At 63.5% G+C, this 24,978-nt stretch carries 22 protein-coding genes; 16 read left to right on the top strand and 6 right to left on the bottom strand.

Annotated features, from left to right (window positions below; translation table 11 throughout):
* Positions 1–14: 14 nt before the first annotated feature.
* From BM408_RS16435 to BM408_RS16425, 3 genes are read right to left on the bottom strand one after another with little or no spacing between them, the layout of a single operon-like run.
* Positions 15–1,526 carry an L-piperidine-6-carboxylate dehydrogenase gene (locus BM408_RS16435; protein ID WP_092131040.1) on the bottom strand — a complete coding sequence of 504 codons (1,512 nt, stop codon included), beginning with the start codon at positions 1,524–1,526 and terminating at the stop codon, positions 15–17.
* Positions 1,523–2,779, bottom strand: a complete 1,257-nt coding sequence (locus tag BM408_RS16430) for an aminotransferase-like domain-containing protein (RefSeq protein WP_092131037.1) — start codon at positions 2,777–2,779, stop codon at positions 1,523–1,525. The genes BM408_RS16435 and BM408_RS16430 overlap by 4 nt, the downstream gene beginning before the upstream one ends.
* Positions 2,776–3,804 (bottom strand): DUF1338 domain-containing protein, encoded by a 1,029-nt coding sequence (locus BM408_RS16425; protein ID WP_092131035.1) that lies wholly within the window; start codon positions 3,802–3,804, stop codon positions 2,776–2,778. Before BM408_RS16425 ends, BM408_RS16430 begins: the two co-directional genes overlap by 4 nt.
* Positions 3,805–3,885: 81 nt before the next feature.
* Here BM408_RS16425 and BM408_RS16420 point away from each other — a divergent pair, with 81 nt between their 5' ends.
* A complete protein-coding gene (locus tag BM408_RS16420) occupies positions 3,886–4,797 on the top strand; it encodes a LysR family transcriptional regulator (protein ID WP_254774853.1) in 912 nt (303 codons plus the stop codon).
* Between the two features lie 7 nt (positions 4,798–4,804).
* On the opposite strand, the gene BM408_RS16415 is transcribed toward BM408_RS16420, so the two are convergent.
* A complete protein-coding gene (locus tag BM408_RS16415; RefSeq protein ID WP_092131031.1) occupies positions 4,805–5,626 on the bottom strand; it encodes an IclR family transcriptional regulator in 822 nt (273 codons plus the stop codon).
* A 209-nt stretch (positions 5,627–5,835) separates the two neighbouring features.
* Between BM408_RS16415 and BM408_RS16410 the strand changes: the two genes are divergently transcribed.
* From BM408_RS16410 to BM408_RS16380, 7 genes are read left to right on the top strand one after another with little or no spacing between them, the layout of a single operon-like run.
* Positions 5,836–6,906, top strand: a complete 1,071-nt coding sequence (locus tag BM408_RS16410) for an ABC transporter ATP-binding protein (RefSeq protein ID WP_092131029.1) — start codon at positions 5,836–5,838, stop codon at positions 6,904–6,906.
* Positions 6,903–7,796, top strand: a complete 894-nt coding sequence (locus tag BM408_RS16405; protein ID WP_092131027.1) for an ABC transporter permease — start codon at positions 6,903–6,905, stop codon at positions 7,794–7,796. Before BM408_RS16410 ends, BM408_RS16405 begins: the two co-directional genes overlap by 4 nt.
* Positions 7,797–7,806: 10 nt before the next feature.
* Entirely contained in the window at positions 7,807–8,601 is a 795-nt protein-coding gene (locus BM408_RS16400; protein WP_092131025.1) for an ABC transporter permease, read from the top strand.
* Positions 8,598–8,930, top strand: a complete 333-nt coding sequence (locus BM408_RS16395) for a (2Fe-2S)-binding protein (protein WP_092131023.1) — start codon at positions 8,598–8,600, stop codon at positions 8,928–8,930. Before BM408_RS16400 ends, BM408_RS16395 begins: the two co-directional genes overlap by 4 nt.
* Positions 8,927–10,309, top strand: coding sequence for an NAD(P)/FAD-dependent oxidoreductase (locus tag BM408_RS16390; protein WP_092131021.1), 1,383 nt, complete (start codon positions 8,927–8,929; stop codon positions 10,307–10,309). Before BM408_RS16395 ends, BM408_RS16390 begins: the two co-directional genes overlap by 4 nt.
* On the top strand, positions 10,306–11,487 hold the full coding sequence (locus BM408_RS16385) for an NAD(P)/FAD-dependent oxidoreductase (RefSeq protein ID WP_092131019.1): 1,182 nt from the start codon (positions 10,306–10,308) through the stop codon (positions 11,485–11,487). The genes BM408_RS16390 and BM408_RS16385 overlap by 4 nt, the downstream gene beginning before the upstream one ends.
* A 46-nt stretch (positions 11,488–11,533) precedes the next feature.
* Positions 11,534–12,601, top strand: coding sequence for an ABC transporter substrate-binding protein (locus BM408_RS16380; RefSeq protein WP_092131017.1), 1,068 nt, complete (start codon positions 11,534–11,536; stop codon positions 12,599–12,601).
* An 83-nt stretch (positions 12,602–12,684) separates the two neighbouring features.
* Here the strand turns inward: BM408_RS16380 and BM408_RS22795 are convergent, their stop codons facing one another.
* Together BM408_RS22795 and BM408_RS16375 are read right to left on the bottom strand one after the other, a co-directional pair.
* Positions 12,685–13,818 (bottom strand): hypothetical protein, encoded by a 1,134-nt coding sequence (locus tag BM408_RS22795; RefSeq protein ID WP_175541821.1) that lies wholly within the window; start codon positions 13,816–13,818, stop codon positions 12,685–12,687.
* Between the two features lie 85 nt (positions 13,819–13,903).
* On the bottom strand, positions 13,904–16,159 hold the full coding sequence (locus BM408_RS16375) for a heavy metal translocating P-type ATPase (RefSeq protein ID WP_175541820.1): 2,256 nt from the start codon (positions 16,157–16,159) through the stop codon (positions 13,904–13,906).
* Positions 16,160–16,264: 105 nt separating this feature from the next.
* On the opposite strand from BM408_RS16375, the gene cadR reads away from it, so the two are divergent.
* The 8 genes from cadR (at position 16,265) to BM408_RS16335 (ending at position 24,927) form a co-directional block, all read left to right on the top strand.
* Positions 16,265–16,774: a Cd(II)/Pb(II)-responsive transcriptional regulator gene (gene cadR / locus BM408_RS16370; protein WP_092131396.1), complete on the top strand. Its 510-nt coding sequence runs from the start codon at positions 16,265–16,267 to the stop codon at positions 16,772–16,774.
* Positions 16,775–16,852: 78 nt separating this feature from the next.
* Entirely contained in the window at positions 16,853–17,593 is a 741-nt protein-coding gene (locus BM408_RS16365) for a TetR/AcrR family transcriptional regulator (protein ID WP_092131016.1), read from the top strand.
* Positions 17,590–18,474 carry an SDR family oxidoreductase gene (locus tag BM408_RS16360; protein ID WP_092131014.1) on the top strand — a complete coding sequence of 295 codons (885 nt, stop codon included), beginning with the start codon at positions 17,590–17,592 and terminating at the stop codon, positions 18,472–18,474. The genes BM408_RS16365 and BM408_RS16360 overlap by 4 nt, the downstream gene beginning before the upstream one ends.
* Positions 18,471–20,105, top strand: coding sequence for an acyl-CoA carboxylase subunit beta (locus tag BM408_RS16355; RefSeq protein WP_092131012.1), 1,635 nt, complete (start codon positions 18,471–18,473; stop codon positions 20,103–20,105). Before BM408_RS16360 ends, BM408_RS16355 begins: the two co-directional genes overlap by 4 nt.
* 31 nt (positions 20,106–20,136) lie before the next feature.
* On the top strand, positions 20,137–21,318 hold the full coding sequence (locus BM408_RS16350) for an acyl-CoA dehydrogenase family protein (protein WP_092131010.1): 1,182 nt from the start codon (positions 20,137–20,139) through the stop codon (positions 21,316–21,318).
* Positions 21,319–21,323: 5 nt separating this feature from the next.
* The gene (locus BM408_RS16345; RefSeq protein ID WP_371327026.1) at positions 21,324–23,261 is read left to right on the top strand and encodes an acetyl/propionyl/methylcrotonyl-CoA carboxylase subunit alpha; all 1,938 of its coding nucleotides are present in this window, start codon (positions 21,324–21,326) and stop codon (positions 23,259–23,261) included.
* Positions 23,258–24,436 (top strand): acyl-CoA dehydrogenase family protein, encoded by a 1,179-nt coding sequence (locus BM408_RS16340; RefSeq protein ID WP_092131006.1) that lies wholly within the window; start codon positions 23,258–23,260, stop codon positions 24,434–24,436. Before BM408_RS16345 ends, BM408_RS16340 begins: the two co-directional genes overlap by 4 nt.
* Positions 24,433–24,927 (top strand): thioesterase family protein, encoded by a 495-nt coding sequence (locus BM408_RS16335; RefSeq protein WP_092131004.1) that lies wholly within the window; start codon positions 24,433–24,435, stop codon positions 24,925–24,927. Before BM408_RS16340 ends, BM408_RS16335 begins: the two co-directional genes overlap by 4 nt.
* The last annotated feature ends 51 nt before the right edge of the window (positions 24,928–24,978 follow it).

Raw genomic sequence — 24,978 nt, 5'->3', positions numbered from 1 at the left:
CGGCGCTTCCTGTTTCAGATTTCGAAACGGATGCCCTGGGCCAGCGGCAGGCTTGATCCGTAGTTGACCGTATTGGTCGCACGGCGCATATAAGCCTTCCACGAATCCGAACCCGACTCGCGCCCGCCACCGGTTTCCTTCTCGCCGCCAAAGGCGCCGCCTATCTCCGCACCGCTGGTGCCGATGTTGACATTGGCAATGCCGCAGTCGGAGCCGCGTGCCGAGGTGAACTGCTCGGCTTCGCGCAAATCTTGCGTGAAGACGGCCGACGACAAGCCGTGCGCCACGGCATTGTTCAGTGCGATGGCGTCGTCAAAGTTGTCGTAAGGCACCACATACAGAATCGGCGCGAAGGTTTCGTGCAGCATCGGACCGGCTTGTTCCTTCAGTTCCACGATGGCAGGGCGCACATAGTGGGCCGATCCATCGCCCGGCTGGCGTTTACCGAAATGCACGGTGGCACCTAGCTTCTTTGCTTCGCCCAGGGCGGCCTGCATGGCCTCAAATGCGCGGCCGTCGATCAGCGGGCCGACCAGCGTGCCGTCTTTCAGCGGGTTGCCGATGGGCAGGCGTTCAAACACCGCGACCAGGCGTTTGACCAGCTCCGGATAGATCGAGCGGTGCACGATCAGGCGGCGCAGGCTGGTGCAGCGCTGGCCTGCGGTGCCTGCTGCGGCAAACGCCGCGCCGCGCACCACCAGTTCCAGATTGGCCGACGGGCAGACGATGGCTGCGTTGTTGCCGCCCAGCTCCAGCAGCGAGCGTTTAAAAAGGCCTGCGCAGGCAATCGCCACGTTCTTGCCCATGGCGGTGGAGCCGGTGGCGCTCACCAGCTTCACATGTGGGTGCTTGACCAGCGCCTCGCCGGTGGCGCGCTCGCCGATCAACAGCTCGCTCAGGCCTTCAGTGGCCAGGCCCAGGTCTTTCGCGGTTTGCAGCAGCAGGCCGTTGAGGGCAATGGCCGACAGCGGCGTTTTCTCAGAAGGTTTCCAGGCCAGGGTGTTGCCGCACACCAGCGCCAGCGCGGCGTTCCATGCGAACACCGCCATCGGAAAGTTAAAGGCCGAGATGATGCCGACCACACCCACGGGGTGCCAGGTTTCCAGCAGTTTGTGGTCGGGGCGCTCGCTCGCAATCGTCAGGCCGTAGAGCTGGCGCGACAGGCCGACGGCAAATTCGCAGATGTCGATGACTTCCTGCACCTCGCCCAGGCCTTCCTGCAAGATCTTGCCGGTTTCCAGCGAGATCAGCTGGCCCAGCTCAGCCTTGTGGCGGCGCACGGTCTCGCTGAAGGCGCGCACCAGCTCGCCGCGTTTGGGTGCGGGCACATTGCGCCAGGCTGTGAAGCGCTGGTGCGCGCCGTTCAGCGCGCTGTCGACGCTGGCAGCGCTCTGAATCGCCACGCGTGCCAGGCGGCTGCCGTCGATGGGGGTGAACACCTCAATGGCGGCAGGCGCCTTGCTGTCCAGGTCGGCGCTGACGCCCAAGGCCTTGAAGAGGGATGAAACGTCGCTGGAGTGACTCATGTGGAAGTCCTTTCGTGGGTTGTCCTGAAATCGGAAGCGGTGTGGGTAGTGAGGCCTTGCAGCCCGCGGCCCAGCCGCTCGGCGCCTTGTTGCAGCGCGGCCTGTGAGGGGTTGGCAAAGCTCAGCCGCAGCCAGGGCTGTGCAGCATTGCTGATGCTGAAGGCGGCGCCCGGCACCACCAGCACTTTATGCCTGAGGCCGAAATCCACCCAATCTTGTGTGGGTAGCAGGGGCAAGTCGGCACGCAGCCTGGCCCAGACAAACATGCCGCCTTGCGGCGCGTCAAATTCAAGCAGGCTGCCGGCGTTTGTGCGCAAGGCATCGGCCAGCGTAGCGCCCTTGGCCGCGTAGGCTTTGCGCAGCGCATCCAGGTGCGATGTAAGGCGGTTGGAGCTGAGCATGGTGGCCAATGTGAGCTGTTCCAGCGAGCCGCTGTGCACATCGGCGGCCTGCTTGGCCAGCACCACTGCGCGCAGTATGTCCGCCGGCGCGAGCAGCACGCCCAGGCGCAGGGCAGGGGCCACCACCTTGGAATAGCTGGTCATGTAGGCCACCTGCGCGGGCGAGCCGGCTTGCTGATTGAGTTGCGCGAGCGGCGGTGGCGGCGCTTGGCCAAACCAGAGTTCGCCATACGGGTCGTCTTCGATCAAAGTCACGCCGTACTGTGTGGCCAGCTCCAGCAGGCGCAGCCGCCGTGCCAGCGGCATCACCGCGCCGGTCGGGTTGGCGAAGTTGGGCACCACATACAGAACGCGCGGTCGCTCAGCCAGCAAAATGGCTTCGAGCCGGTCGACATCCATGCCCTGCGCATCGGTCGGCACTTCAATCAGCCGCGCACCCGAAAAACGGAAGGCCTGGAGCGCAGCCGGGTAGTTGAATGATTCCACCGCGATGCCTTCGCCCGGCTCAATCAGCACGCGCGCCAGCAAGTCGATAGCCTGTTGCGAGCCAGTGGTGATGAGCAGCTCACTCGCTTTGGCCGCCAGGCCGCGTTGTGTGAGCAGGGCGGCGCTCGCTTCGCGCAGCTCCACCAGGCCTTCCGTGGCGCCATATTGCAGGCTGCGGCCTTGCAGCTTGCCGGTGACGTCTTGCAATGCTTCGCGCAACCAGTCGGCCGGCAGCAGCGCCGGGTCGGGGTGGCCGCCCGCCAGCGAAATCATGTCTTCCTGGCCGGCCAGCGCCAGCATGGCGCGTATCGGCGAGCCGCTGGCCTGTGCGTACAGCGGTCGAACTGGTCCGCACTCAGCGCTCATGCGCGCGCGGCCGTCATGCCGAAAATGCCGGTGGCGTTGCCGGCGTCAAAGGCCAGGTCCAGCCGCGGCGTCTGCACGGGGTCATTCGCCGCCATGGGCGTCAGCTCGGCGCGGGTGATGAATTCGTAAAACGAGCCGGGTACGTCGCGCGTGACGCGGCCTTGCGCGGTGATGAACTCGCGCTGCACCGTCGCCGCGCGAAAGGCCGTCTGTCGCACGCGGCCGCTGGCCGATACCTCGACCTTGTCCTTGATGGGCCGGCCCAGCGCGCGCTGGCGTTCGGCCACTGCGTCCACATCAGCCACACGGTCGGTCGCGTGGTTGAAGGCATTCCCTTCGGTGGCAATCCAGGCCATTTCGGCGGATTCGGCCAGCAGCAATTCATAGTCGTCCATGGCGAACACGCCGTGCTGGCGGTCAAAACATTGCAGCAGTTGCGGCAGCAAGCGCAGCGCCTGCGCCAGGGGCAGCGTGCCGTCGCGCGTGAGTTGCTCCAGGTCAGCCACATCCTGCGGGCCCAGTGGGTCGCGTGAGGTCGACAGCACACGCGTCACAGCCGACTGGAAGGGCGCGGAGAACTGCTCGGGATGCAGTTCAGACACAAAAAACTGCGCGATCTCTTCGGGGAAGTCACGGTGGCAGTAGGCGCGGCCGGTCATCTTCAGGCGCGGCAGCGGGTAGGTGCCCTGCAGTTCAAAACCCAGCGGGCGCAGCACGCGGGTGAAGGCTGCCTCACCGGCGGGCAGAGCGCCGCTTGGCCAGCGCACCGTACGCAGCGCGCCGTGGTCAAACACCACCTGGCGCTTTTGCGCCACCACGTCGCTGGCGATGTAATCCTGCCCGGCCGGCACACGCTGTACCAGGCCGTGAAACAGCGCCATGTTCAAGGCCTGGGCCAGCTCGGCCCGGGTGACCGTGCCCGAGGCGGCTTGCTGCAGCGACGGGTGAACGTACATCTGCTCATGAATACTTTTCACGGCTTCGGCGGGCAGGCAACAGGCAAGCAGCTTCTGGAGATGAGTCATTTCAGTCGTGTAATGGGCGGGTGAAAGCCGGATTTTCGGTAATTTTGGTGCCGTGCACAAAGGATGTATTTCGATGGAGGCATGAGATATATTCATGCGATGCGCCGAAAAATCCCCTCTACCCAGGCCCTGCTCGCGTTTGAAGCAGCCGCCCACCGCGGCAGTTTTACGCTGGCGGCGCAAGACCTGTCGGTGAGCCAGAGCGCGGTCAGCCACCAGATCCTTGGGCTGGAGCAGGACCTGGATGTGAGCCTCTTTTTGCGCCTGCCGAGGCAACTGGAGCTGACCGACGCCGGCCGTTCACTGCTGGCGCGGGTCAGCCCGGCGCTGGATTCGCTGGAGGCCGCCATGCTGGACCTGGTGTCGTCCAAAGGTGAGGGCGGCACGCTGGAGCTGGGCGTGGTGCCCACCTTTGCCACCAAGTGGCTGATCCCGCGCATGCCCTCGTTTCTGAAAGCGCACCCGCATGTGACGTTGAACCTGGCCACCCGCCTGCAGCCTTTTGATTTTTCATTGACGGGGCTGGACGCCGCCATCCACTATGGCCGGCCCGACTGGCCCGGCACCGAGTCTGAATACCTGATGGGCGAAGACAGCGTGGTGGTGTGCAGCCCGCAACTCATGAAAAAGCGGCAATTGCGCCACCCGGCCGATGTCTTGAAGTTCACGCTCATCCACCAGAGCACGCGCCCGCATGCCTGGCGCGACTGGTTTCAACTGGCCGGGATCGACGACGCACAAGGTGCAGGCACCGGCCCCAAGTACGAACTCTTTTCCATGATCGCGCAGGCGGTGAAGGCGGGGCTGGGGTTGGCAGTGCTGCCGCGCTTTCTGGTGGCCGACGATATTGCCGACGGCACGCTGGCCGTGCCCTTTGATCTTTCGCTGAGCTCGGACTTTGCCTACTACCTGGTCTGGCCTTCACAAAAAACCAGCTGGCGGCCGCTGGTGCAGTTGCGCGGCTGGCTGCGTGAGCAAGCCGCTGCGCCCTGAGCCGCTCTCAAGCGTTGTCAGTGGGCGCCAGGCTCTGCGCAGGCCGCCGCAGCGTGCTGTCAAACGGATTGATCTGTGCACTGATGGCTGTGGCTTCTCGCTTGAGCAGCTCCACCACGGTGGGCAGGCGGTCGGGGCTCAGGCGTGAGGAAATCGTGCCCACACTGAGCGCGGCGACGGCGCGGCCTTCGCGGTCCAGCACCGGCACGCCGACACCAGCCATGCCGTCCAGCAGATTGGTGTTGCGCCCGGCATAGCCGAGTTCGCGCACGCGCTCGATCTCGGTGCGCAGGTAGACCTCGTCGTACACACCGAACTCGCGCACGCGCGGCAGGTTGTAGCGGATCACTTCCTCGCGCTCGGTCTCGGGCAAAAAGGCCAGGATGGCCAGGCCGCCCTGGCCCATGCCCAGCGCTACGCGCCCGCCGATGTCGCCGGTGAAAGAGCGGATGGGAAACGGGCCTTCGCTGCGGTCCAGGCAAACGGCGTCAAAGCCGCTGCGCACCAGCAAAAAGATGGTGTCGCCCAGGCTGGCACACAGCCGCAGCATCGAAGGCCGGCACAGGCTGCGCAGGTCCATGGTGTTGCCGGCCTGCGCGGCCAGTGCAAAAAAATCAATGCTCAGCCGATAGAGCTTGGATCCGGTTTCCTGCTCCACCACACGCTCGGCTACCAGGCTTTGCAGGATGCGGTGGGTGGTCGCCTGGGTGAGCCCGGTGGCCTTGGCAATGTGCGTGATGCGCCCGCCCTTGGCCTGCGTGGCGGCCAGCGCCCGGATGATGGAAAACGCGCGTTGCACGCTGCTGGAGCTATTGTCTTCATCTTTCATGGCGTCTCCTTTGGCGGAATCAGTATGGCCATAAGTGTATATAAATTCCATTTAACGGAATAAATCAAATAAAGATATCTCTATACGGAATAACCTATTGACGATTTTTTATGGGATGCCCTAGCATGAAGTCATCAGGGTGTCATCGTTTTGCACGTCGTTTTGTCTGTGCGGCGCTGGCCATTCCCCTTGTTGCAGAGGTGCTCCCCATGTCTTTTTTGACCCTGGCAAATGTGAACAAGTCTTACGGCGCCACCCGCGCCGTGGCCGACATGAACCTGTCGGTGGAAAAGGGCGAATTCGTCTCGCTACTCGGCCCCTCAGGCTGCGGCAAGACCACCACCTTGCAAATGATTGCGGGTTTTTGCGAAGTGACTTCGGGCCAGGTCACGCTGGATGGCCGCGACATCACCCACGCCAAACCCAATTCGCGCGGCCTGGGCATCGTGTTCCAGAGTTATGCGCTGTTTCCCCACATGAGCGTGTACGACAACGTGAGCTTCGGCCTGGAGATGCGCCGCGTGCCGAAAGAAGAACGCGCCGAGCGCGTGAAAGCCGCGCTGGCCCTGGTGCACCTGGAGGCGCACGCCGGCCGCTACCCGCGTGAGCTGTCGGGCGGCCAGCGCCAGCGGGTGGCCCTGGCCCGCGCTCTGGTGATTTCGCCGCCGGTACTGCTGCTCGATGAGCCGCTCTCCAACCTCGACGCCAAGCTGCGCGAAGAAATGCAGTTTGAGTTGCGGCAGATCCAGCGCAAGGTCGGCACCACCACCGTGATGGTCACACACGACCAGACCGAGGCCATGTCCATCAGCGACCGCGTGGTGGTGATGGAAGCCGGCCGCGTGACGCAGATCGACCAGCCGCACCGCTTGTACGAACATCCGCAGACCCGGTTTATCTCCAGCTTTGTCGGCAAGGCCAATTTGCTGGAAGGCCGCGTGACGGCCACCGGCCCCTGGGCCACGGTGAATGTGGGTGGCAATGTACCGCTGGAGGTCGAAGCGCCTGGCGTGGGAGAAGGCGACGCTGTTGTGCTCAGCCTGCGGCCGGAAAAAATCCGTCTGGTGCCCGAAGCCCAGGGCCGCATAGGCGGCACGGTGCATGAACGTTTCTTCCTCGGTAGCCAGTGGCTTTACCAGGTATCGACCGCCGCCGGCCGGCTTGCGGTGGTGTGCCCCAACGACGGCACGGCGCCCGCCGAAGAAGGCGCCAACGTCGGCCTGGACTGGACCGCCCAGCAGGTGCGCCTGTTGCCCGGCGCGCAAGGGGTACCGGCATGAGCAGCGCTGCCGTGGCCGCAGCGGTCACTGCGCCGGCCCGCGCCAGTGCATCGCGCACGCCCTGGCTGTTGTCGGCGCCGGCCTTCACGCTGTTTGCCTGCCTGCTGCTGGTGCCGCTGGCGCTCACCGCGGTGCTGTCCTTCCAGGTGTTTGACCACGCCACCGGCGTGAAGAACAGCTTTACCCTGGCGCATTACGCCGCCGTGCTGACGGACGACTACTACCACGGCATCTTCTGGCGCACGCTGTGGATTTCAGCGCTCACCACGCTGATCTGCATTGTTGTCGGCGCGCCAGAGGCCTATGTGCTCAGCCGCATGCGCAGCCCGTGGCGTTCCATCTTGTTGCTGGTGGTGCTGGCGCCCCTGCTCGTGTCGGTGGTGGTACGCGCTTTCGGCTGGAGCATGCTGCTGGGCCCCGAAGGTGTGGTCAACCAGGCCATGCGCGCTGTGGGTTTGCCGTCCATGCGCATTCTTTATACCGAAGCGGCCGTGGTCATTGCGCTGGTGCATGTGATGTTGCCCTTCATGGTGATCCCGGTCTGGACTTCGCTGCAAAAGCTGGACCCGGGCGTGGAAGACGCGGCGCTCTCGCTGCAGGCCTCGCACTTCACCACCTTGCGCCGCATCATTTTTCCGCAAGTGCTGCCGGGCATCCTCTCGGGCAGCCTGATTGTGTTTGGCCTCTCCGCCAGCGCGTTTGCGATTCCCGGCCTTCTGGGCGGGCGGCGTTTGAAGATGGTGGCCACCGTGGTGTATGACGAATACCTGCATGAGCTCAACTGGCCGCTGGGCGCGGCGATTGCGCTCACGCTGCTGCTGGCCAACCTGGCCATCATGCTGAGCTACAACCGCATCCTCGAGCGTTCGTACAAGAAGTCGTTGGGATAAGGAGCGCACCATGTCCAAAAACGGCCCTATCGCGCTTCTCTTTAACGCTCTCGTCATCACCTTCATGCTGGCGCCGCTGGTCATCGTGTGCGTGGTGGCTTTCACACCCGGCAACACGCTGGCCATTCCGACCACGGAGTTTTCATTGCGCTGGTTCCGCGCGGTGTTTGCGCATTCGGACTTTGTGCAGTCCTTCAAGAACAGTCTCTGGCTGGCGTCTATCTCCGCCACGCTGGCCACCTTGCTGGCCGTGCCGGCCGGGCTGGCGATTGCGCGCCACAGCTTTCCGGGCCGCGACTTCCTCAACGGCCTGTTTCTCTCGCCGCTCATCATTCCGCACCTGGTGCTGGGCGTGGCCTTGCTGCGCACCTTCTCGCTGATCGGCGCGACCGGCAGCTTCTTCTGGCTGGCGCTGGCGCACGTGGTCATCATCACGCCCTATGTGTTGCGCTTGGTGCTGGCTTCGGTGGAGGGCAGCGACCGCAGCGCCGAGCAGGCGGCGCTCTCGCTGGGTGCAAGCCAGGCGACGGTGTTCGCGCGCGTCACGTTGCCAATGATCTTGCCCGGCGTGACCGGCGGCTGGTTGCTCGCTTTTATCAACAGCTTTGACGAAGTGACCATGTCGATCTTTGTCACCGCACCTTCCACAGTGACCTTGCCGGTGCGCATGTACATGTACGCCACTGAGTCGATAGACCCGCTGATGGCGGCGGTCTCGGCGCTCATGGTGGCGCTGACGGCGGTGGCCATGCTGGTGCTGGACCGCATCTACGGCCTCGACAAGATTCTGGTCGGACACAAATGAAATCAACTACCGAGACTGCCCTTGTGGGCAGCAAACCCGGGGCCTTGCTCCATCGCGTGGCCGAAGGCGGCCGCCCACCCGTGAGCTTTGTGCTCAATGGGCAGGCCCTCACGGCGCTGGCCGGCGATACCGTGCTGACGGCCGTGCTGACGCACAGCGCCCAGCTGCGCTTCAGTGAATTCAGCGGCGAGCCGCGCGCGGGCTTTTGCATGATGGGCGCCTGCCAGGACTGCTGGGTCGCCACCGAATCGGGCCGGCGCCTGCGCGCCTGCGGCACTTTTGTTGAAGAGGGCATGCGGCTGGTGACCGGCGCGGAGGGCCCGGTATGAGCGTGCGGGCCGTTATTGTGGGTGCTGGGCCGGCCGGTGTGCGTGCCGCGCAAACGCTGGTGGCGCACGGCGTGCGGCCGGTGGTGGTCGACGAAGCGCCGCGCTGGGGCGGGCAGATCTACCGCCAGCCGCCAGCGGGCTTTACCCGCGCCAAGGAAACGCTTTACGGTTTTGAAGCAGGCCGCGCCGACGCGGTGCACAGCGCCATGGCCGGCATCCTGGACAAGATCGACTATCGCCCCGACACGCTGGTCTGGAGCGCTGAGGCCAGTCAGCTGGACCTGCTTCACCAGGGGCACATGAGCACGCTGCCCTACAGCCACCTCATCGTCGCCACCGGCGCAACCGACCGTGTGCTGCCATTCCCGGGCTGGACTTTGCCGGGCGTCTACACCCTGGGCGCCGCGCAGGTAGCGCTCAAGTTCCAGGGCTGCGCGATTGGCTCGCGTGTGGTGTTCGCCGGCACCGGGCCCTTGCTGTACCTCATTGCTTACCAATATGCAAAAGCCGGTGCCAAGGTGGTAGCGGTGCTCGACACCGCCAGCTTTGCCGACAAGGCCGCGGCCGCGCCGGCCATGCTGGGCCAGCCGGCGCTGTTTGCCAAAGGTTTGTATTACCTGGGCTGGCTGCGTTTGCACGGTATTGCTGTGCACCAGGGCATTGAGCTGACGCGCGCCACCGGCGGCGACCGTGTGCAGGCGATGCATTGGCGCAAGGCAGGGCGCGACTACCAGGTCGACTGCGACGGCGTGGGCTTTGGTTACGCGCTGCGGCCCGAAACGCAGTTGCCTGATTTGCTGGGCTGCCGTTTCCGTTACGACAAGCTGCAACGCGGCGCGCTGCCCGAGCGCGATGCGGCGGGGCGCTCCAGCGTAGCCGGTGTCTACCTGGCAGGTGACGGCGCCGGCATCATGGGCGCCGATGCGGCCGAATGGGCGGGCGAGCGCGCCGCTTTGGCGTTGCTGGCTGATGCGGGCAACACGGTTGATGCGTCGCGCGCGGCATCGCTTGAAAACCGCCTGGCAGGTATTGCCTCGTTTCGCCAAGGGCTGGAGCGTGCCTTTCCTTTTCCCGCCGGTTGGGCTGCGGCTGCACCGGATGACTTGGTGGTGTGCCGCTGCGAAGAGATCACTGCCGGTGAGTTGCGCCGCTGTGTGGCCGATACCGGCGCGCGCGAGATGAACCGCTTGAAAGCGTTGACACGCGTCGGCATGGGCCGCTGCCAGGGCCGCACCTGCGGTGTGGCGGCGGCTGAAATCCTCGCGCACGCCTGCGCTGCCCAGCCCGACGCCGTCGGCCGCCTGCGCGGGCAGTCACCCATCAAGCCGCTGCCGTTCTCGGCCATGGCCGCTCCGGTGGCCAAGCAGGAGGCCGCATGATGGAACGTCTCAAAGCCGACGTCGCCATCATCGGCGGCGGCATCATGGGTTCATCGGCGGCGCTGTTCCTGCGCCGCATGGGCTTGTCGGTCGTGCTGCTTGAGCGCGACCTGTGTGGCTCACGCTCCAGCGGCGTCAACTACGGCGGCGTGCGCCGTCAGGGCAGGCCGCTCAGCCAGTTGCCGCTGTCGCAGCGCGCGCAGGGCCTGTGGGCGCAGTTGCCTGAACTCATCGGCACCGACGGTGAATACCTGCGCTCAGGCCATTTGAAAATTGCACGCAGCGAGGCAGACCTGGCCTCGCTCGAAAGCTACCGTGAGCGCACGCGGGGTTTTGACATGGGCCTGCAAATGCTCTCCACGCGCGCCCTGCGTGAGCGTTGCCCCTGGCTGGGCAAGGCCGCCGTGGGCGCTTCGCTCTGCCCCGAAGACGGCCAAGCCAACCCGCGCCTGGTGTCGCCGGCCTTTGCGCTGGCGGCCCGGCGTCTGGGCGCCGATATCCGCGAGCAGACGCGTGTGGATGAAGCCGCGCATGACGGCGCTGAATTTGTGCTGCGCTCGGGCGATGTGCTGGAAGTGCGCGCCAGGCACCTGCTTAACTGCGCAGGCGCCTGGGCCGCCACCATCGCCGGCCAGTTCGGCGACATCGTTCCCATGGAGTCCGGCCACCCCGAGATGGCAGTGACCGAGCCGCTGCCCGTATTCATGAATCTGAGCCTGGGCGTGGAGGGCGGCGGTGTGTATGCCCGCCAGGTCGCGCGCGGCAACTGTGTCATCGGCGGCGGCCGGGGCTATGCGCTGGATGACCAGCGCGCCCGCGCACAGCGCAGCGGCATGGCCGGCCTGATGCAGCAAACCGTTGAGCTGCTGCCAGCCCTGAAGAACGCCCACATCATCCGCACCTGGAGCGGCACTGAAGGCTACCTGCCCGACCGCCTGCCGGTGATGGGCCGCAGCGCCACCACACCGGGCCTGATTCATGCATTCGGCTTTGCCGGCGGCGGTTTTCAACTCGGCCCCGGCGTTGGCGCCGTGCTGGCCGACCTGGTGCGTGACGGCGAGAGCGCCACGCCCATCGAGGCTTTTTCCGTGACCCGTTTTTCAGCAAGTCCGCGTGCGGCAACCGCCGGCCTTGTCCCTTCCGCTGTTGCCTCGTCTGTTCTTGCTTCCTCCCATTGATCCCATTCGTTCACTCATTCACCCACCAAGCCACCAGGAGCCTTTCATGAAAACATCCTCACGATTTCTGTTTGCCCGCGCCAGCGCGGTGTGCCTCGCCATCGCAGCCGCCAGCCTGGCCGGCGGTAACGCCATGGCCCAGACCAAAACGCTGTACATCGGCATGAACGGCGGCACCATGGAAAAAACCTACACCGAGCATGTCTTCGGTGCGTTCGAGAAAGCCAACAACGTCAAGGTTGTGGTGGTGCCCGGCACCTCGTCCGACATCCTGGCCAAGGCGCAGGCCAATAAAGACAACCCGCAGATGCATGTGATGTTCCTGGACGACGGCATCATGTACCGCGCCATCGGCATGGGCCTGTGCGAGAAGATGCAGGCCACCCCAGCGCTGAATGACCTCTTTCCGACCGCACGCTTCAAGGGCGACATGGCCGCCGGCGTCAACATCGGCATGACCGGCATCGCCTACAACAAGAAGATGTTCACCGAAAAGGGCTGGGCGCCGCCGACCTCGTGGATGGACATGGCCAACCCCAAGTACAAGGGCAAGGTGGTGTTCCAGTCGCTGTCCTCGTCTACCTTTGGCCTGCACGGCTTCCTGCTGTTTAACCGCATCCAGGGCGGCAATGACAAAAACGTCGAGCCCGGCTTCAAGGCCTGGCCCACCACCATTGGCCCCAACGTGCTTGAGTACATCCCAAGCTCCGCCAAGCTGGCCGAGATGGTGCAGACCGGTGAAGCCGCGATGTTCCCGCTCACGCCCACCGCAGTCGGTGTGCTCAAGGAAAAAGGCCTGCCGGTCGAATACGTGCAGCCCAAGGAAGGCTCGGCCGTGCTGACCGTCGGTGAATGCGTGATCGCCAAAAACAGCGAGCCTGCATTGGCACACAAGCTGGCCCAGTATTTGTTGTCGCCTGAAGCCCAGGCCGCGGCGCTGGAGTTCGGCGACCAGATTCCGTCCAACCCCAAAACCAAATCCTCGGGCAAGGCCGGCGCACTCGTCGCGCAGATGAACGACTATATGAAAACTGCCATCGCCGTGGACTGGGACGCGATCAACGAAAACCGCCCGGCCTGGAACGCGCGCTGGAACAAGACGGTTGAGCGCTGAGTTTTCGATCACTCTAGGTGCAACCCTAGAACTCGTAGTCGGCCCAGGCGGACGGCTGCGAGTGTTATTGCCTGAACGTGCTTTCAAGCTGGTGGCTTAAGCCCTTGACTTTTCTTCACGACAGCTTGCGGCGTGCGGTGCTGACCTGGTTGTTTTTGAAATGAATCGAAGAGCGTAAAGAACGGAAAAGCGCCACCGTCGGCGAATCGAATCATCGGTAAAAAGCTGCTTCCAGCCGACAAAAATTGAGGGCAAACCAGTTCATCATTGGTGCCTTTGATACGGAGATGAAAATCTTCCCGGTTGTCCCTTTCGGCTCCCCACCATTCAAGATCGTTTGCGGAGAGTCCCGGCCCTACGTCAATCTCAAAATGACAACTGCCGTCCTTGGGACCCATTGCCTTGTAAAGATGAAATATCTTTTCGTGCTCGCGCGGCAGAACCGGAGCCACGGCGGAAACGACAAACGGGATCACCGAGCAGCCGTTGGTGTCGCATCGTGCATCTGTCAATACACCCGTCGGGCACGAAGGAGCAGGCAGGCGATCAAAGGTGTATTGAGGCGTGGCGGCAATCACGACTCTTCGCGCTAGCACTGCATGTGTCACGGCATCGGAAATAGTGGTTTCGACGCCTTCTACCCCCCAGCGCCTGTCCTCGTCCGTTGTGATGGAGCGTGTTTGCAGTACGTAAGGCAAGGAGGCTTGTTCCCTCTTTCTCTGGTTGATCTTGAGATTGTCCGGCCTTGAAGTGTCTGACCATGAAACTTCTTCCACCGTAGAAGCGTCGGACTTTTGGTACTGAATGACGCTATACCAGCCTCTTCCCGGGTTTACAAAATCCTGCGGCCGGTCTGCGCTTGTCAGTGATGTTGCCTGCGCCTTATCCGGGTCAAGCCAGACTAATCCTTCCGCTCTGAGCCTGGTGGACGGTAGTTGTACGATGGCCACGGCCTTGCACCGTGATTCAAAGTATTGGTTTGCTGCACGTTTTTCTTGAATGAGTGCATGCCAATTTGGAATCCCGGACACCGCACCCCAACAGCCCAGAAGGAGAAAAAAAGTCCCCAAAAACATGACGCCCGATGACTTAAGACTCCAACCGCTCCATATCAACGCGATACCAAAGACCAAAGGTACAAAGAAAAAGAGAGCGGCGTATTGAAGAATCAGGATAAAAATCATGCAGTGGTGATCCTCGTCGTTGTTGATCCACAAGGCCGGCCGGATGGATTGCCAGGAGCATAGCTTAGGTGTTCCCTGTTATTGCCGGAGCAGAACTGGGCGCCCCAAGCCCTGGCCCTCAGTTTTTCTGCGTGCGCAGCAAGCGCAAACCATTGCCCACCACCAGCAGGCTGGCGCCCATGTCGGCAAACACGGCCATCCACATCGTGGCGGTGCCGAAGACGGCCAGTATCAGGAAGACGCTTTTGATCCCCAGCGCCAGGCTGATGTTCTGCCACAGGATGGCGTGTGTGCGTTTTGACAGCCGCACCGTTTCGGCCACCCGCTCGAGGTTGTCGTTCATGATGACCACGTCGGCCGCTTCCATGGCTGTGTCGGCGCCGGCCCCGCCCATGGCGAAGCCGATGTCAGCCTGCGCCAGTGCCGGCGCATCGTTGATGCCGTCGCCCGTCATGCCGGTGGCGCCGTAGCGTTGCTGCATTTCCTGGATGGCGGCGAGCTTGGCCTCGGGCAGCAGGTCGCCGCGTGCGTCGTCAATGCCGGCTTGCGCCGCGATGGCTTGCGCGGTGGCGGCGTTGTCGCCGGTCAGCATCACGGGGGTAACGCCCAGGGCTTTCAGGTCGGTGATTGCCTGGCGGGAGGTTTCCTTGATGGTGTCGGCCACTGCAAACAGGGCGAGTACACGTGTGTCATCCGCCAGCAGGGTCACCGTGCGGCCTTGCTGCTCATGCCGGGCGAGTTCGGCTTCGAGCTCCACGCCGCACAAACCCAGTTCATGGATCAGGCGGTGGTTGCCCAGCACCAGGCGTTTGCCCTCGATGTTTCCCTCAACGCCCCGGCCTGGCAGGGCCTTGAAAGCTTGTACGTCAGTCGCTTCAACATTTAAGCCCGATGCAATCGCTTTGGACACTGGATGGTCAGACCGTGAGGCCATGGCACCAGCCAGCTGCGCGGCCGTCGCCGCGTCGGCGCTGCCCCAGGTGCGCCAGTCGACGAGCTGGGGTTTGCCTTCGGTGATGGTGCCGGTCTTGTCGAGCGCGACGGCCTTGAGCAGGCGCGCTTGTTCGAGGTAGGTGCCACCTTTGATCAAAATGCCCCGCCGTGCCGCAGCCGACAGGCCACTCACCACGGTGACCGGCGTGGAAATCACAAGCGCGCAGGGGCAGGCGATCACCAGCAGCACCAGCGCCTTGTAGAGCGACTCCTGCCAGCTCAAGCCAGCCAGTAGCGGCATTAACACCGCCACGGCAACGGCAATGGCAAACACCGCCGGCGTGTAGACGGCTGCAAAGCGGTCGACAAAGCGCTGTGTCGGTGCGCGGCTGCCTTGCGCCTGTTCGACGGCGTGGATGATGCGTGCGAGTGTGGTGTTGCCGGCGGCTGCCGTGACACGCACCTCGATCTCGCCGGTTTCATTGATGGTGCCCGCAAACACCGTGTCGCCGGGCTCTTTGTCGACTGGGATGCTTTCGCCCGTGATGGGCGCCTGGTTGATGGCGCTATTGCCCAGGGTGACCACGCCGTCCAGCGGCACGCGCTCACCTGGCTTGATACGCACCACCGCTTCGAGCGGCACAGCGGCGACTGGCGTTGTGGCCCAGGCGCCATCTGCGCCCCGCACCAGCGCCTCTTCAGGCGCCATGTCGAGCAGGCTCTTGATGGCATTGCGCGCACGGTCCACGGCTTTGGCTTCAATCAGCTCTGCAATCGCATAAAGCGCCATCACCATGGCAGCCTCGGGCCACTGACCGATCAGGAAAGCGCCGGTCACGGCGACCGACATCAGGGCGTTGATGTTGAGCTTGCCGCGCAGCAGGGCGGCCATGCCTTTTTTGTAGGTGTCCAGGCCGGCCAGTGCGATCGCCACGGCGGCAACCGCCATGCCGGCCAGCTTCCAGGCCATCACGTCGGGTGCAAAAAACGACACTGCTTCGGCGCCCACGGCCAGCACCAGGGCTGCAACAAGGCGGGTGACCCCGCTGCTAAAGCCATGGCCGTCGCTGTGGTCATGGGTGTGGCCATCGCCGTGATCGTGCCCCGCATGGCCGCCGGCTTGCGACGCGTTGGCGGAGGTGGCAGGCTGGGGATCGAACCCGGCTTTGCGAATGGCCTCCAGGGCCAGCGGATAAGCGCCTTCGGACGCTTCGATCCTGAGCGTGCGTGCGCCCAGCTGAAAGCCCAGCGAGCGGATGCCGGCAATCGGCTCCAGCGCACGGCGGATTTCGGATTCCTCGGCGCTGCAGTCCATGGTGGCGATGCGGAAAAGCTGCCCGCCGGCGCCCATCGGCCCGGGCGCTGCGGTTGCAGGCGCGTGGCCGCCGCAGCAGGAGGATGCGTGGGAGGCATCGGTAACAGGTGTGTTTTCGGTTTTCATGGCTTAATTGGAAACCTTGTAGCGGCCTTAGAGTCAAGGCCGCCTGCCGAGTACCCCTACAGCAGGGTCGGCCAGGATGCCGGACACGCTTTGATGGAGCCCATGATGAAGATCGGAGAACTGGCCAAAGCCACCCAGACCCAGGCGGAAACCATCCGGTATTACGAGCGCGAAGGCCTGCTGCCCGAAGCGGCGCGCACCGACGCCAACTACCGCGTGTACGACGAAAGCCATGTGCAGCGCCTGGCCTTTATCCGCCACTGCCGCTCGCTGGACATGACGCTGGGCGAGATTCGCACCCTGCTGGACTTCAAGGACGCGCCGGATGAAAGTTGCGCCGACATCAACGCCTTGCTTGACGAACATATCGGCCACGTCGCCGCCCGCATCCGTGAACTCAAGGCACTTGAAAAAGACCTGAAGCTGCTGCGCGAGCAATGCGCCAGCGGCCAGGCCAATGCTTCATGCGGCATTCTGAGTGGACTGGAAAAGGCTGCGTTGGAACATAGCCGCACGCCTGCCGGAAAAGGCCATGCCGCCCATATCCATGGCACGCACCCGCAGGTCGGGGCGCCTGCCAAAGCTGTCACCGCGCGAAGGGGCGCCGCACGCTGACAGCAGGTTTTCAGACGTGGGTATTTTTACAAAGCACGTGCTTGCTAAAAATACAAGGTTTTGATATGGTCTGCCCTTATGGACAAACCCGCCGCGCGATCGCGCCTCCCTGCAAGTGTTAAACAAGCCTCCGCGCCCCGCAAAGCCCGAACGAAATCCGCGCCCGACACCGCTGAAAAGCGCCCACGCGGCCGCCCACGCAAAACGCTGGACGAACGCGACGACGGCAACCGGCGGGTCGAACTCGTCAATGCGGCCGCCCGGCTGTTCCGCAAAAAAGGCTTTGACGCCACCAGCACGCGGGACATCGCCGCCGCCGTCGGCATGCACAGCGGCTCGCCCTTCTACCATTTCAAAAGCAAGGCAGAACTCCTCAATGCGGTGATGGAAGAGGGCATGCGCTCGGCCTTGCAGCGCCAGGCCGCGGCCCTGCAGGCGGCGGGGCTTTCCACCGCCGAGGCGCCGGCGCTGCTGCGTGTGTTGATTCGCAACCACTTTGATGTGCTGCTGGGCCCCGGCAGCGACTTCATTCCAGTCATGCTGTATGAGTCGCGGTCCATCACCGCGCGGCAGCGCGGCCTGCTGGCCAAACTGCAAAGCGATTACGAAGCCGTCTGGGAGCCGGTGCTCGAAGCGCTGGCCAAGGCGGGCCAGCTCAAGGGGCCGGTGAAGCTCTCGCGTCTTTTGATTTTTGGCGCGCTCAACTGGTCGGTGCAGTGGTTTGATGTGAAGAAAGATGCTTCGCTGGACGACCTGGCGGATGCGGCCATGGCCTTGTTCATCGGGGAAAAAACTCCCGCAAGAAAGACCCGTACATGAGTTACCAATCCGTGTTCCAGCCCGGCCTCTTTGCCGGCCAGGTCATCGTTGTCACCGGTGGCGGCTCAGGCATTGGCCGCTGCATCGCGCACGAACTCGCCGCACTGGGCGCGCATGTGGTGCTGATAGGGCGCAATATCGACAAGCTGCACAGTGTGGCCGGCGAGATTGCGGCCCAGGGTGGGCGGGTGAGCTTTCACCCCTGCGACATCCGCCAGGAAGAAGCCGTCAAAACCACCATCACCGCCATTGTGGTGGCGCAGGGCCGCATCGACGGCCTGGTCAACAATGCCGGCGGCCAGTACATCACGTCGCTGGAATCCATCAGCGCCAAGGGCTGGGAGGCAGTGATAAATACCAACCTCACCGGCGGTTTTCTGATGGCGCGCGAATGCTACCTGCAGGCTATGCAGCAAAAGGGTGGCAGCATTGTCAACATCGTGGCCGACATGTGGGGCTCCATGCCCAGCATGGGCCACAGCGGCGCGGCGCGCGCCGGCATGGTGAGCTTCACCGAAACCGTCGCCGCCGAGTGGGCCCATAGCGGCGTGCGGGTGAATGCGGTCGCGCCCGGTTACATCGCCTCCAGCGGTATGGACCACTACCCGCCCGAGGCTGGCCCCATGCTGCGCGAGATGCGAAACACCGTTCCGCTGGGCCGCTTCGGCACAGAAAGCGAAACCTCGGCGGCCGTCGTCTTTCTGCTCAGCAAGGCCGCCAACTTCATCAGCGGCACCACGCTGCGGGTGGACGGCGCCCGGCCCCAGGTGCGCATGGGCTGGCCCATGCAGCGGCCCGATGCCCAGGCTTTGCAACGCGATGCCATCAAGCCCTTCGAAGGCTTTCACCTGGCCGAAACACCCAAGGTTTTTAAATCATGACGGTATTTCAATCGGCATGGAATGCAGAAGGCGCCGTGGCGCAGCAACGGCGTGAAGCCATGCTCGCCCGCATCGCCGCACTGCGCGCGCTGGAAGAGCGCAGCGCCGCGGCCTCCGCCAAATCCCGGCCCGCTTTTGATAAACGCGGTCAACTGTTGCCGCGTGAACGCGTGGCGCTGCTGCTGGACGCCGGTGCGCCCTGGCTGGGCTTGTGCTCCCTCGCCGGCTATTTGCAGGACAGCAAGGAACCTGTCCAGTCGGTGCCGGGCGGCGGCGTGGTGGCCGGCATCGGCTTTGTAAGCGGCGTGCGCTGCATGGTGGTAGCCAGTGATTCAGGCATTGAAGCCGGCGCCGTCCAGGCCATGGGGCTGGAAAAGATTCTGCGTGTGCAGGAGATTGCGCTGCAAAACAAGCTGCCTTTTATCCACCTGGTGGAAAGCGCGGGCGCCAACCTCATGCGCTACCGGGTCGAAGGTTTTGTGCATGGCGGCAGCCTCTTTCGCAACCTGGCGCGGCTGTCTGCGGCCGGCATTCCGGTCATCACCGTGCAGCATGGTTCAGGCACGGCGGGCGGCGCCTACATGCCGGGCCTGAGCGATGTGGTCATCATGGTGCGCAAGCGTTCGCGCGCCTTTCTCGCCGGCCCGCCGCTGCTAATGGCCGCTACCGGTGAAGTCGCCACTGAAGAAGAACTGGGTGGCGCCGAGATGCACGCCGGGGTCTCGGGTCTGGGTGAACAACTGGCCGACGACGACCGCCATGCGCTGGGGCTGGCGAGAGAGGTTGTAGCCCGGACCTCATGGTCATTATCAGATTCAATATCAAGTTCAATAGCAGACACTGAATTGCCTTGCGAACCCATCTACCCGGCTGACGAACTCCTGGGCCTGGTCCCCAGCGACCTGCGCCAGCCGCTGGACATGCATGAAGTGATCGCCCGGTTGGTGGACGGCTCCGACTTTCTGCCCTTCAAGGCGCTCTACGGCGCGGCGACGGTCTGCGTGCAGGCCTCGATTGACGGCCATGCCGTTGGCATCATCAGCAACAACGGCCCCATCGACGTGGCCGGCGCCAACAAGGCCACGCACTTTATCCAGCTGATGTGCCAGCTGGGCCACCCCATCATCTATTTGCAAAACACCACCGGCTATATGGTGGGCAAAGAGAGCGAGCAGGCCGGCATGATCAAGCACGGCTCCAAGATGATCCAGGCCGTCACCAACGCCACCGTGCCGCAAATCACCATCCAGTGCGGTGCATCTTTCGGTGCGGGTAACTACGGCATGTGCGGCCGCGGCTATGCGCCGCGCTTTCTCTTCAGCTGGCCCAGCGCCAAAACGGCGGTGATGGGCGGCGAGCAGGCCGCACGCACCATGCAGATCGTGGGCGAGGCGGCCCTGGCGCGCAAAGGCATAACGCCAGACCCGGCCCAATCACAGGCGCAGTACGACAAGATCGTCGCCATGTTTGAAGCCCAGGCCGATGTGTTCTACACCTCGGGCCTGGTGCTGGACGACGGCGTGATCGATCCGCGCGACACGCGCGCCGTGCTGGCGGAGTGCCTGGCGATGTGCGCCGATGCCGAAGCGCGGCAGCTGCGGCCTATGCAGTTTGGCGTGGCGCGCATGTAGGCCACGCGCCATCAAAAGAACGGAGACAACAATGCAGTACACGCACGAACACCTGGAAATCCAGAAAACCCTCAAACGTTTTATCGATGCCGAGATCAATCCGCACGTCGATGCATGGGAAGCCGCTGAGATCTTTCCCGCACATGAAGTCTTCAAAAAGCTCGGAAACCTCGGCCTGCTGGGCCTGACCAAGCCCGAGGAATACGGCGGCGCGGGCCTGGACTATTCCTACGGCGTGGCCATGGCAGAAGCACTGGGCCATATCGACTGCGGCGGTGTGCCTATGGCCATCGGTGTGCAGACCGACATGTGTACGCCCGCGCTGGCGCGCTTTGGCAGCGACGAGCTCAAGCGCGAATTTCTGGCGCCCGCAATTGCCGGCGATGCGGTGGGTTGCATTGGCGTGAGCGAACCCGGTGCGGGCAGCGATGTCGCCTCCATCAAAAGCCACGCCCGCAAGGACGGTGGCGACTACGTCATCAGCGGCCAGAAGATGTGGATCACCAACAGCCTGCAGGCCGACTGGATGTGCATGCTGGTCAATACCGGCGAGGGCCCGGCGCACAAGAACAAGAGCCTGGTTATGGTGCCCATGCGCGACAAGGGCAAGCTGCGCAAAGGCATCGAAGCCGCGAAGAAGATCAAGAAGATCGGCATGAATTCGTCAGACACCGGTTTGATCTACTTTGACGAGGTACGCGTGCCGCAGCGTTACCTGATCGGCAGCGAAGGCTCGGGCTTTGTCTACCAGATGATGCAGTTTCAGGAAGAGCGCCTGTGGTGCGCGGCCAGCTGTATCCAGTCGCTCAGCAACTGCATTGAATGGACGGTCGAGTGGGCGCATGAACGCAAGCTCTTCGGCGCCGCGCTGGCCGACCAGCAATGGGTGCAGTTCAAGCTGGCCGAGATGAAGACGGAAGTTGAGAGCTTGCGCGCCATGACCTACCGCGCCTGCGAGCTCTATGTGCAGGGCCAGGACGTGACCGAGCTCGCCTCCATGGCCAAGCTCAAGGCCGGTCGGCTCAACCGCCTGGTGCCCGACACCTGCCTGCAGTTCTGGGGCGGCATGGGCTACACCTGGGAGAACAAGGTCGCGCGCATGTTCCGCGACGGCCGCCTGGCCTCCATAGGTGGCGGGGCCGACGAGGTGATGATGGGCATCATCGCCAAGATCATGGGCGTGGCCAAGTCCGGCAGGAAACCTGCCGCATGAGGAAAATCAATACGCTCCTGATCGCCAATCGGGGCGAGATTGCCCGCCGCATCATGCGCACAGCGCGCATCGTGGGCATGCAGACGGTGGCTGTGTATTCAGACGCCGATGCGGATGCGCTGCATGTGCGTGAAGCTGATGGCGCGTTCTCGCTGGGCGGTATCAGTTCAGCCGATTCGTATCTGCGCATCGACAAGCTGATAGCTGCGGCCGAGGCGTGCGGCGCAGACGCCGTGCATCCAGGCTACGGCTTTCTCAGTGAAAACGCCGCATTTGCTGACGCGGTGATTGCGGCGGGTCTCACCTGGGTGGGGCCACCGCCGGCGGCCATCCGGCAGTTGGGCAGCAAGTCGGCCGCCAAACAACTTGCAAGCGCCCAGGGCGTGCCTTGCCTTCCCGGTTATCAGGGCGATGACCAGTCCGACGCGCGCTTTGCAATAGAAGCCGGGCGTATCGGCTACCCGTTGATGGTCAAGGCCGTGGCCGGCGGCGGCGGGCGCGGCATGCGGCTGGTGCATGAGGCCGCGCAACTGCCGGCGGCCTTGCAGAGCGCCCGTTCGGAAGCGCTCTCGGCTTTTGGCAGCGCAGAACTGCTGATTGAAAGAGCCTTGCTCAACCCGCGCCACGTTGAAGTTCAGGTGTTCGCCGATGCTCACGCCCACTGCATTCACCTGGGTGAGCGTGACTGCTCGGTGCAGCGCCGTCACCAGAAGATTGTTGAGGAAACGCCCAGCCCTGCAGTAGATGAGAAACTGCGAGCACGCATGTGTGGCGCAGCTGTAGCGCTGGCGCAGGCGGCGGGGTATGTAGGCGCCGGCACGGTGGAGTTTCTTGTCGACGGTCCCGACTTCTTTCTGATGGAGATGAATACTCGGCTTCAGGTTGAGCACCCGGTGACCGAGGCAGTGACCGGACTGGACCTCGTGGAGTGGCAGCTGCGCGTGGCGCAAGGTGAGCTGCTGCCTCTCATGCAAGAGCAGGTGGTGTTCACCGGCCACGCGATTGAAGTGCGCCTGTGCGCCGAAGACGAAAACTTCACACCGCACACCGGCATGGTCCAACGCTTTCGTGAACCCGGCGGCATTCGTTTTGACCACGCCCTGTTTGAAGGCCAGGTGGTGTCGCCGCATTACGACTCCATGCTGGGAAAGCTGGTGGCGCATGCTGCGACACGTGATCAGGCCATTGACCAGCTGGTGGCGGCGCTGGGCCGCACCGAGGTGCTGGGCTTGCCGACCAACCGGGGTTTTCTGGCGGCCTGTTTGGCGCATCCAGTGTTTCGTGACGGCCAGGCACTGATACCTTTCCTGGCGGAGCAAGGTGAGGCGATAAAAGATTTCCTCCAAAAAGAGGAGTTGCGTGCCCTGATCTCCGCCGGGCTTTCGACTATTTTTTCCAGAAAATCTGCATCCAGTCTGCCGTGTCCGTTTCCCAAACCGGTCAGACTTCGGCATCGCGCGAAGCCTGTGGATCTTCGCGTCCGAGAACTCGGCCGGGGCGAAGTGGCGCTTGAAGCGGATGGCGAAATACGGCGGGTGGCGATCCGGCAGCAAGCCGATGGCAGCACGGTGATACGCAATGGCCAGACGCAGCAACATGCCTCTGTGGCGTGCCTGAAAGGAACGGCGGGTCAGCCCGGCGGGCGTTGGCATGTGCAGATCGGCGCCGTTGATCTGTTTCTGGAAGACGCCACGTTTGAATCGGCGGGATCTGGTGGCGCGGCGGCGGCGCAGGAGTTGCGCGCGCCTTTCAACGGCAAGGTGATTGCAGTTCACGCCACGCCCGGCCAGGCCGTCAAACGCGGCGACACCCTGCTAGTGATCGAGTCCATGAAGCTCGAACATGCCGTCAATGCGCCGCACGATGCGGTGCTGGCTGAGGTAATGGCGGAAGTGGGCAGGCAAACCAGCCCGGGGCAGGTGCTGCTGAGGTTTGTTGCATGAGCGCGCCGCTTCTGCAGAATCATCAGGAAGAAGCCGGGGCCGTTGCGGCCCTGGCAGACACCGTGCGCCGTTTTGCCGAACGCGAGATTGCGCCGCATGTTACCCAGTGGGATGAGGCCGGCGAGTTTCCGCGAACGCTTTATGCGCAGGCCGCGGCCTTGGGTTTTCTGGGCCTGGGCTACCCCGAAACGCTGGGCGGCACGCCTGCCTCCTGGCGGCTGCGCAATGCGGTCACGCTGGCCCTGTGCCGCTACGGCGGCAGCGGCGGTGTGATGGCCAGCCTCTTTTCCCACAACATCGCCCTGCCGCCCGTGCTGCACCATGGCAGCCCGGCTTTGCAGCGAGAGGTTATCGTGCCTGTGCTGCGCGGCGAAAAAATCGCGGCACTCGCTGTCACCGAACCGGGTGGCGGCTCCGACGTGGCCTCCTTGCGTACTACGGCACGGCGTGAGGGTGGCGACTATGTGGTCAATGGTGAAAAGGTTTTCATCACTTCGGGTATGCGGGCTGACTTTTTGACGGTGGCGGTGCGCACGGGTGAAGCCAAAGGCCCGGGCGGCATTTCGATGCTCATGGTTCCGGGTGGCGCACCAGGCCTTTCGCGCAGCCCGTTGCAAAAGATGGGCTGGTGGTGCTCCGACACGGCGCAGCTGCGTTTTGATAATGTGCGTGTGCCGGCCCGCTACCTGGTCGGTGAAGAGGGCGCAGGCTTTCGCATGATCATGGGAAACTTCAACGGCGAGCGCATGGCTTTATCGGTGGCTGCGTTGGGTTTTTCCCAGGCTTGTTATGACGAGGCGCTGGACTGGGCGCGCCAGCGCAAGACCTTTGATGCGGCACTGGTCGAGCGCCAGGTGATACGCCACAAACTGGTGGACATGCAGATGCGCATCGCCTCCACCCAGGCCTGGGCCGATGCGCTGGCCGCGCGTGCAGACGCCGGCGAAGAAGCCTCAGGCAACCCTGACTGGGTGGCCCAGGTCTGCCTGCTGAAAAACCACGCCACACAAACCATGCAGTTCTGCGCCGACCAGGCGGTGCAGATCCTGGGCGGCATGGGTTATATGCGCGGCACGAAAAGTGAGCGCATTTACCGTGAAGTCAAAGTCATGATGATTGGCGGCGGCGCAGAAGAAATCATGAAAGACCTCGCTGCGCGACAATTGGGCCTATGACCAAAGCACCCACCACCCCAGGCGAAGATGCCGTTGAATTCGAGCCGGAGTTCATTGCCGGCCTCAAAGACCTGTTTGAAGAAAAAATTGTTTTCAACAAGCTGCTGGGGCTGAAGATCACCTCGGTCAAGGCGGACCGCGTGGTCGCGCGCATCGACATGCGTAACGAGCTGATAGGCCACTATGCCCACAACCGCATCCACGGCGGCGTGATCAGCGCCGGGCTGGACGCAATGGGCGGGCTCGCCGTGATGGCGGCCATAGGGGCACGCCACATGGACGAAGCGCCTTTGCAGCGCTTGCATCGCTTTGCCAAGCTGGGGACGATTGATTTGCGGGTGGATTATTTGCGGCCTGGGATTAGTGAGTTTTTTGAGTTGAGGGCTGAGGTTATGCGGTTGGGGTCTCGGGTGGCGAGTACGAGGATGGAGTTTCTGGGTTCTGATGGGAAGTTGTTTTCTACCGGGGCTGGAGCTTATATCGTTTCTTAGGGGTTGCTCTCTGCTGAGGCAGCTGGCCGGGTCTCGCCCCGGCGGGCGAGG

This window comes from Polaromonas sp. YR568, from assembly GCF_900116715.1.
Taxonomy (GTDB): Bacteria; Pseudomonadota; Gammaproteobacteria; order Burkholderiales; family Burkholderiaceae_C; genus Polaromonas.
Note: the sequence above shows the minus strand (reverse complement) of the source record. Positions and strands in the feature narration are given on the sequence as shown.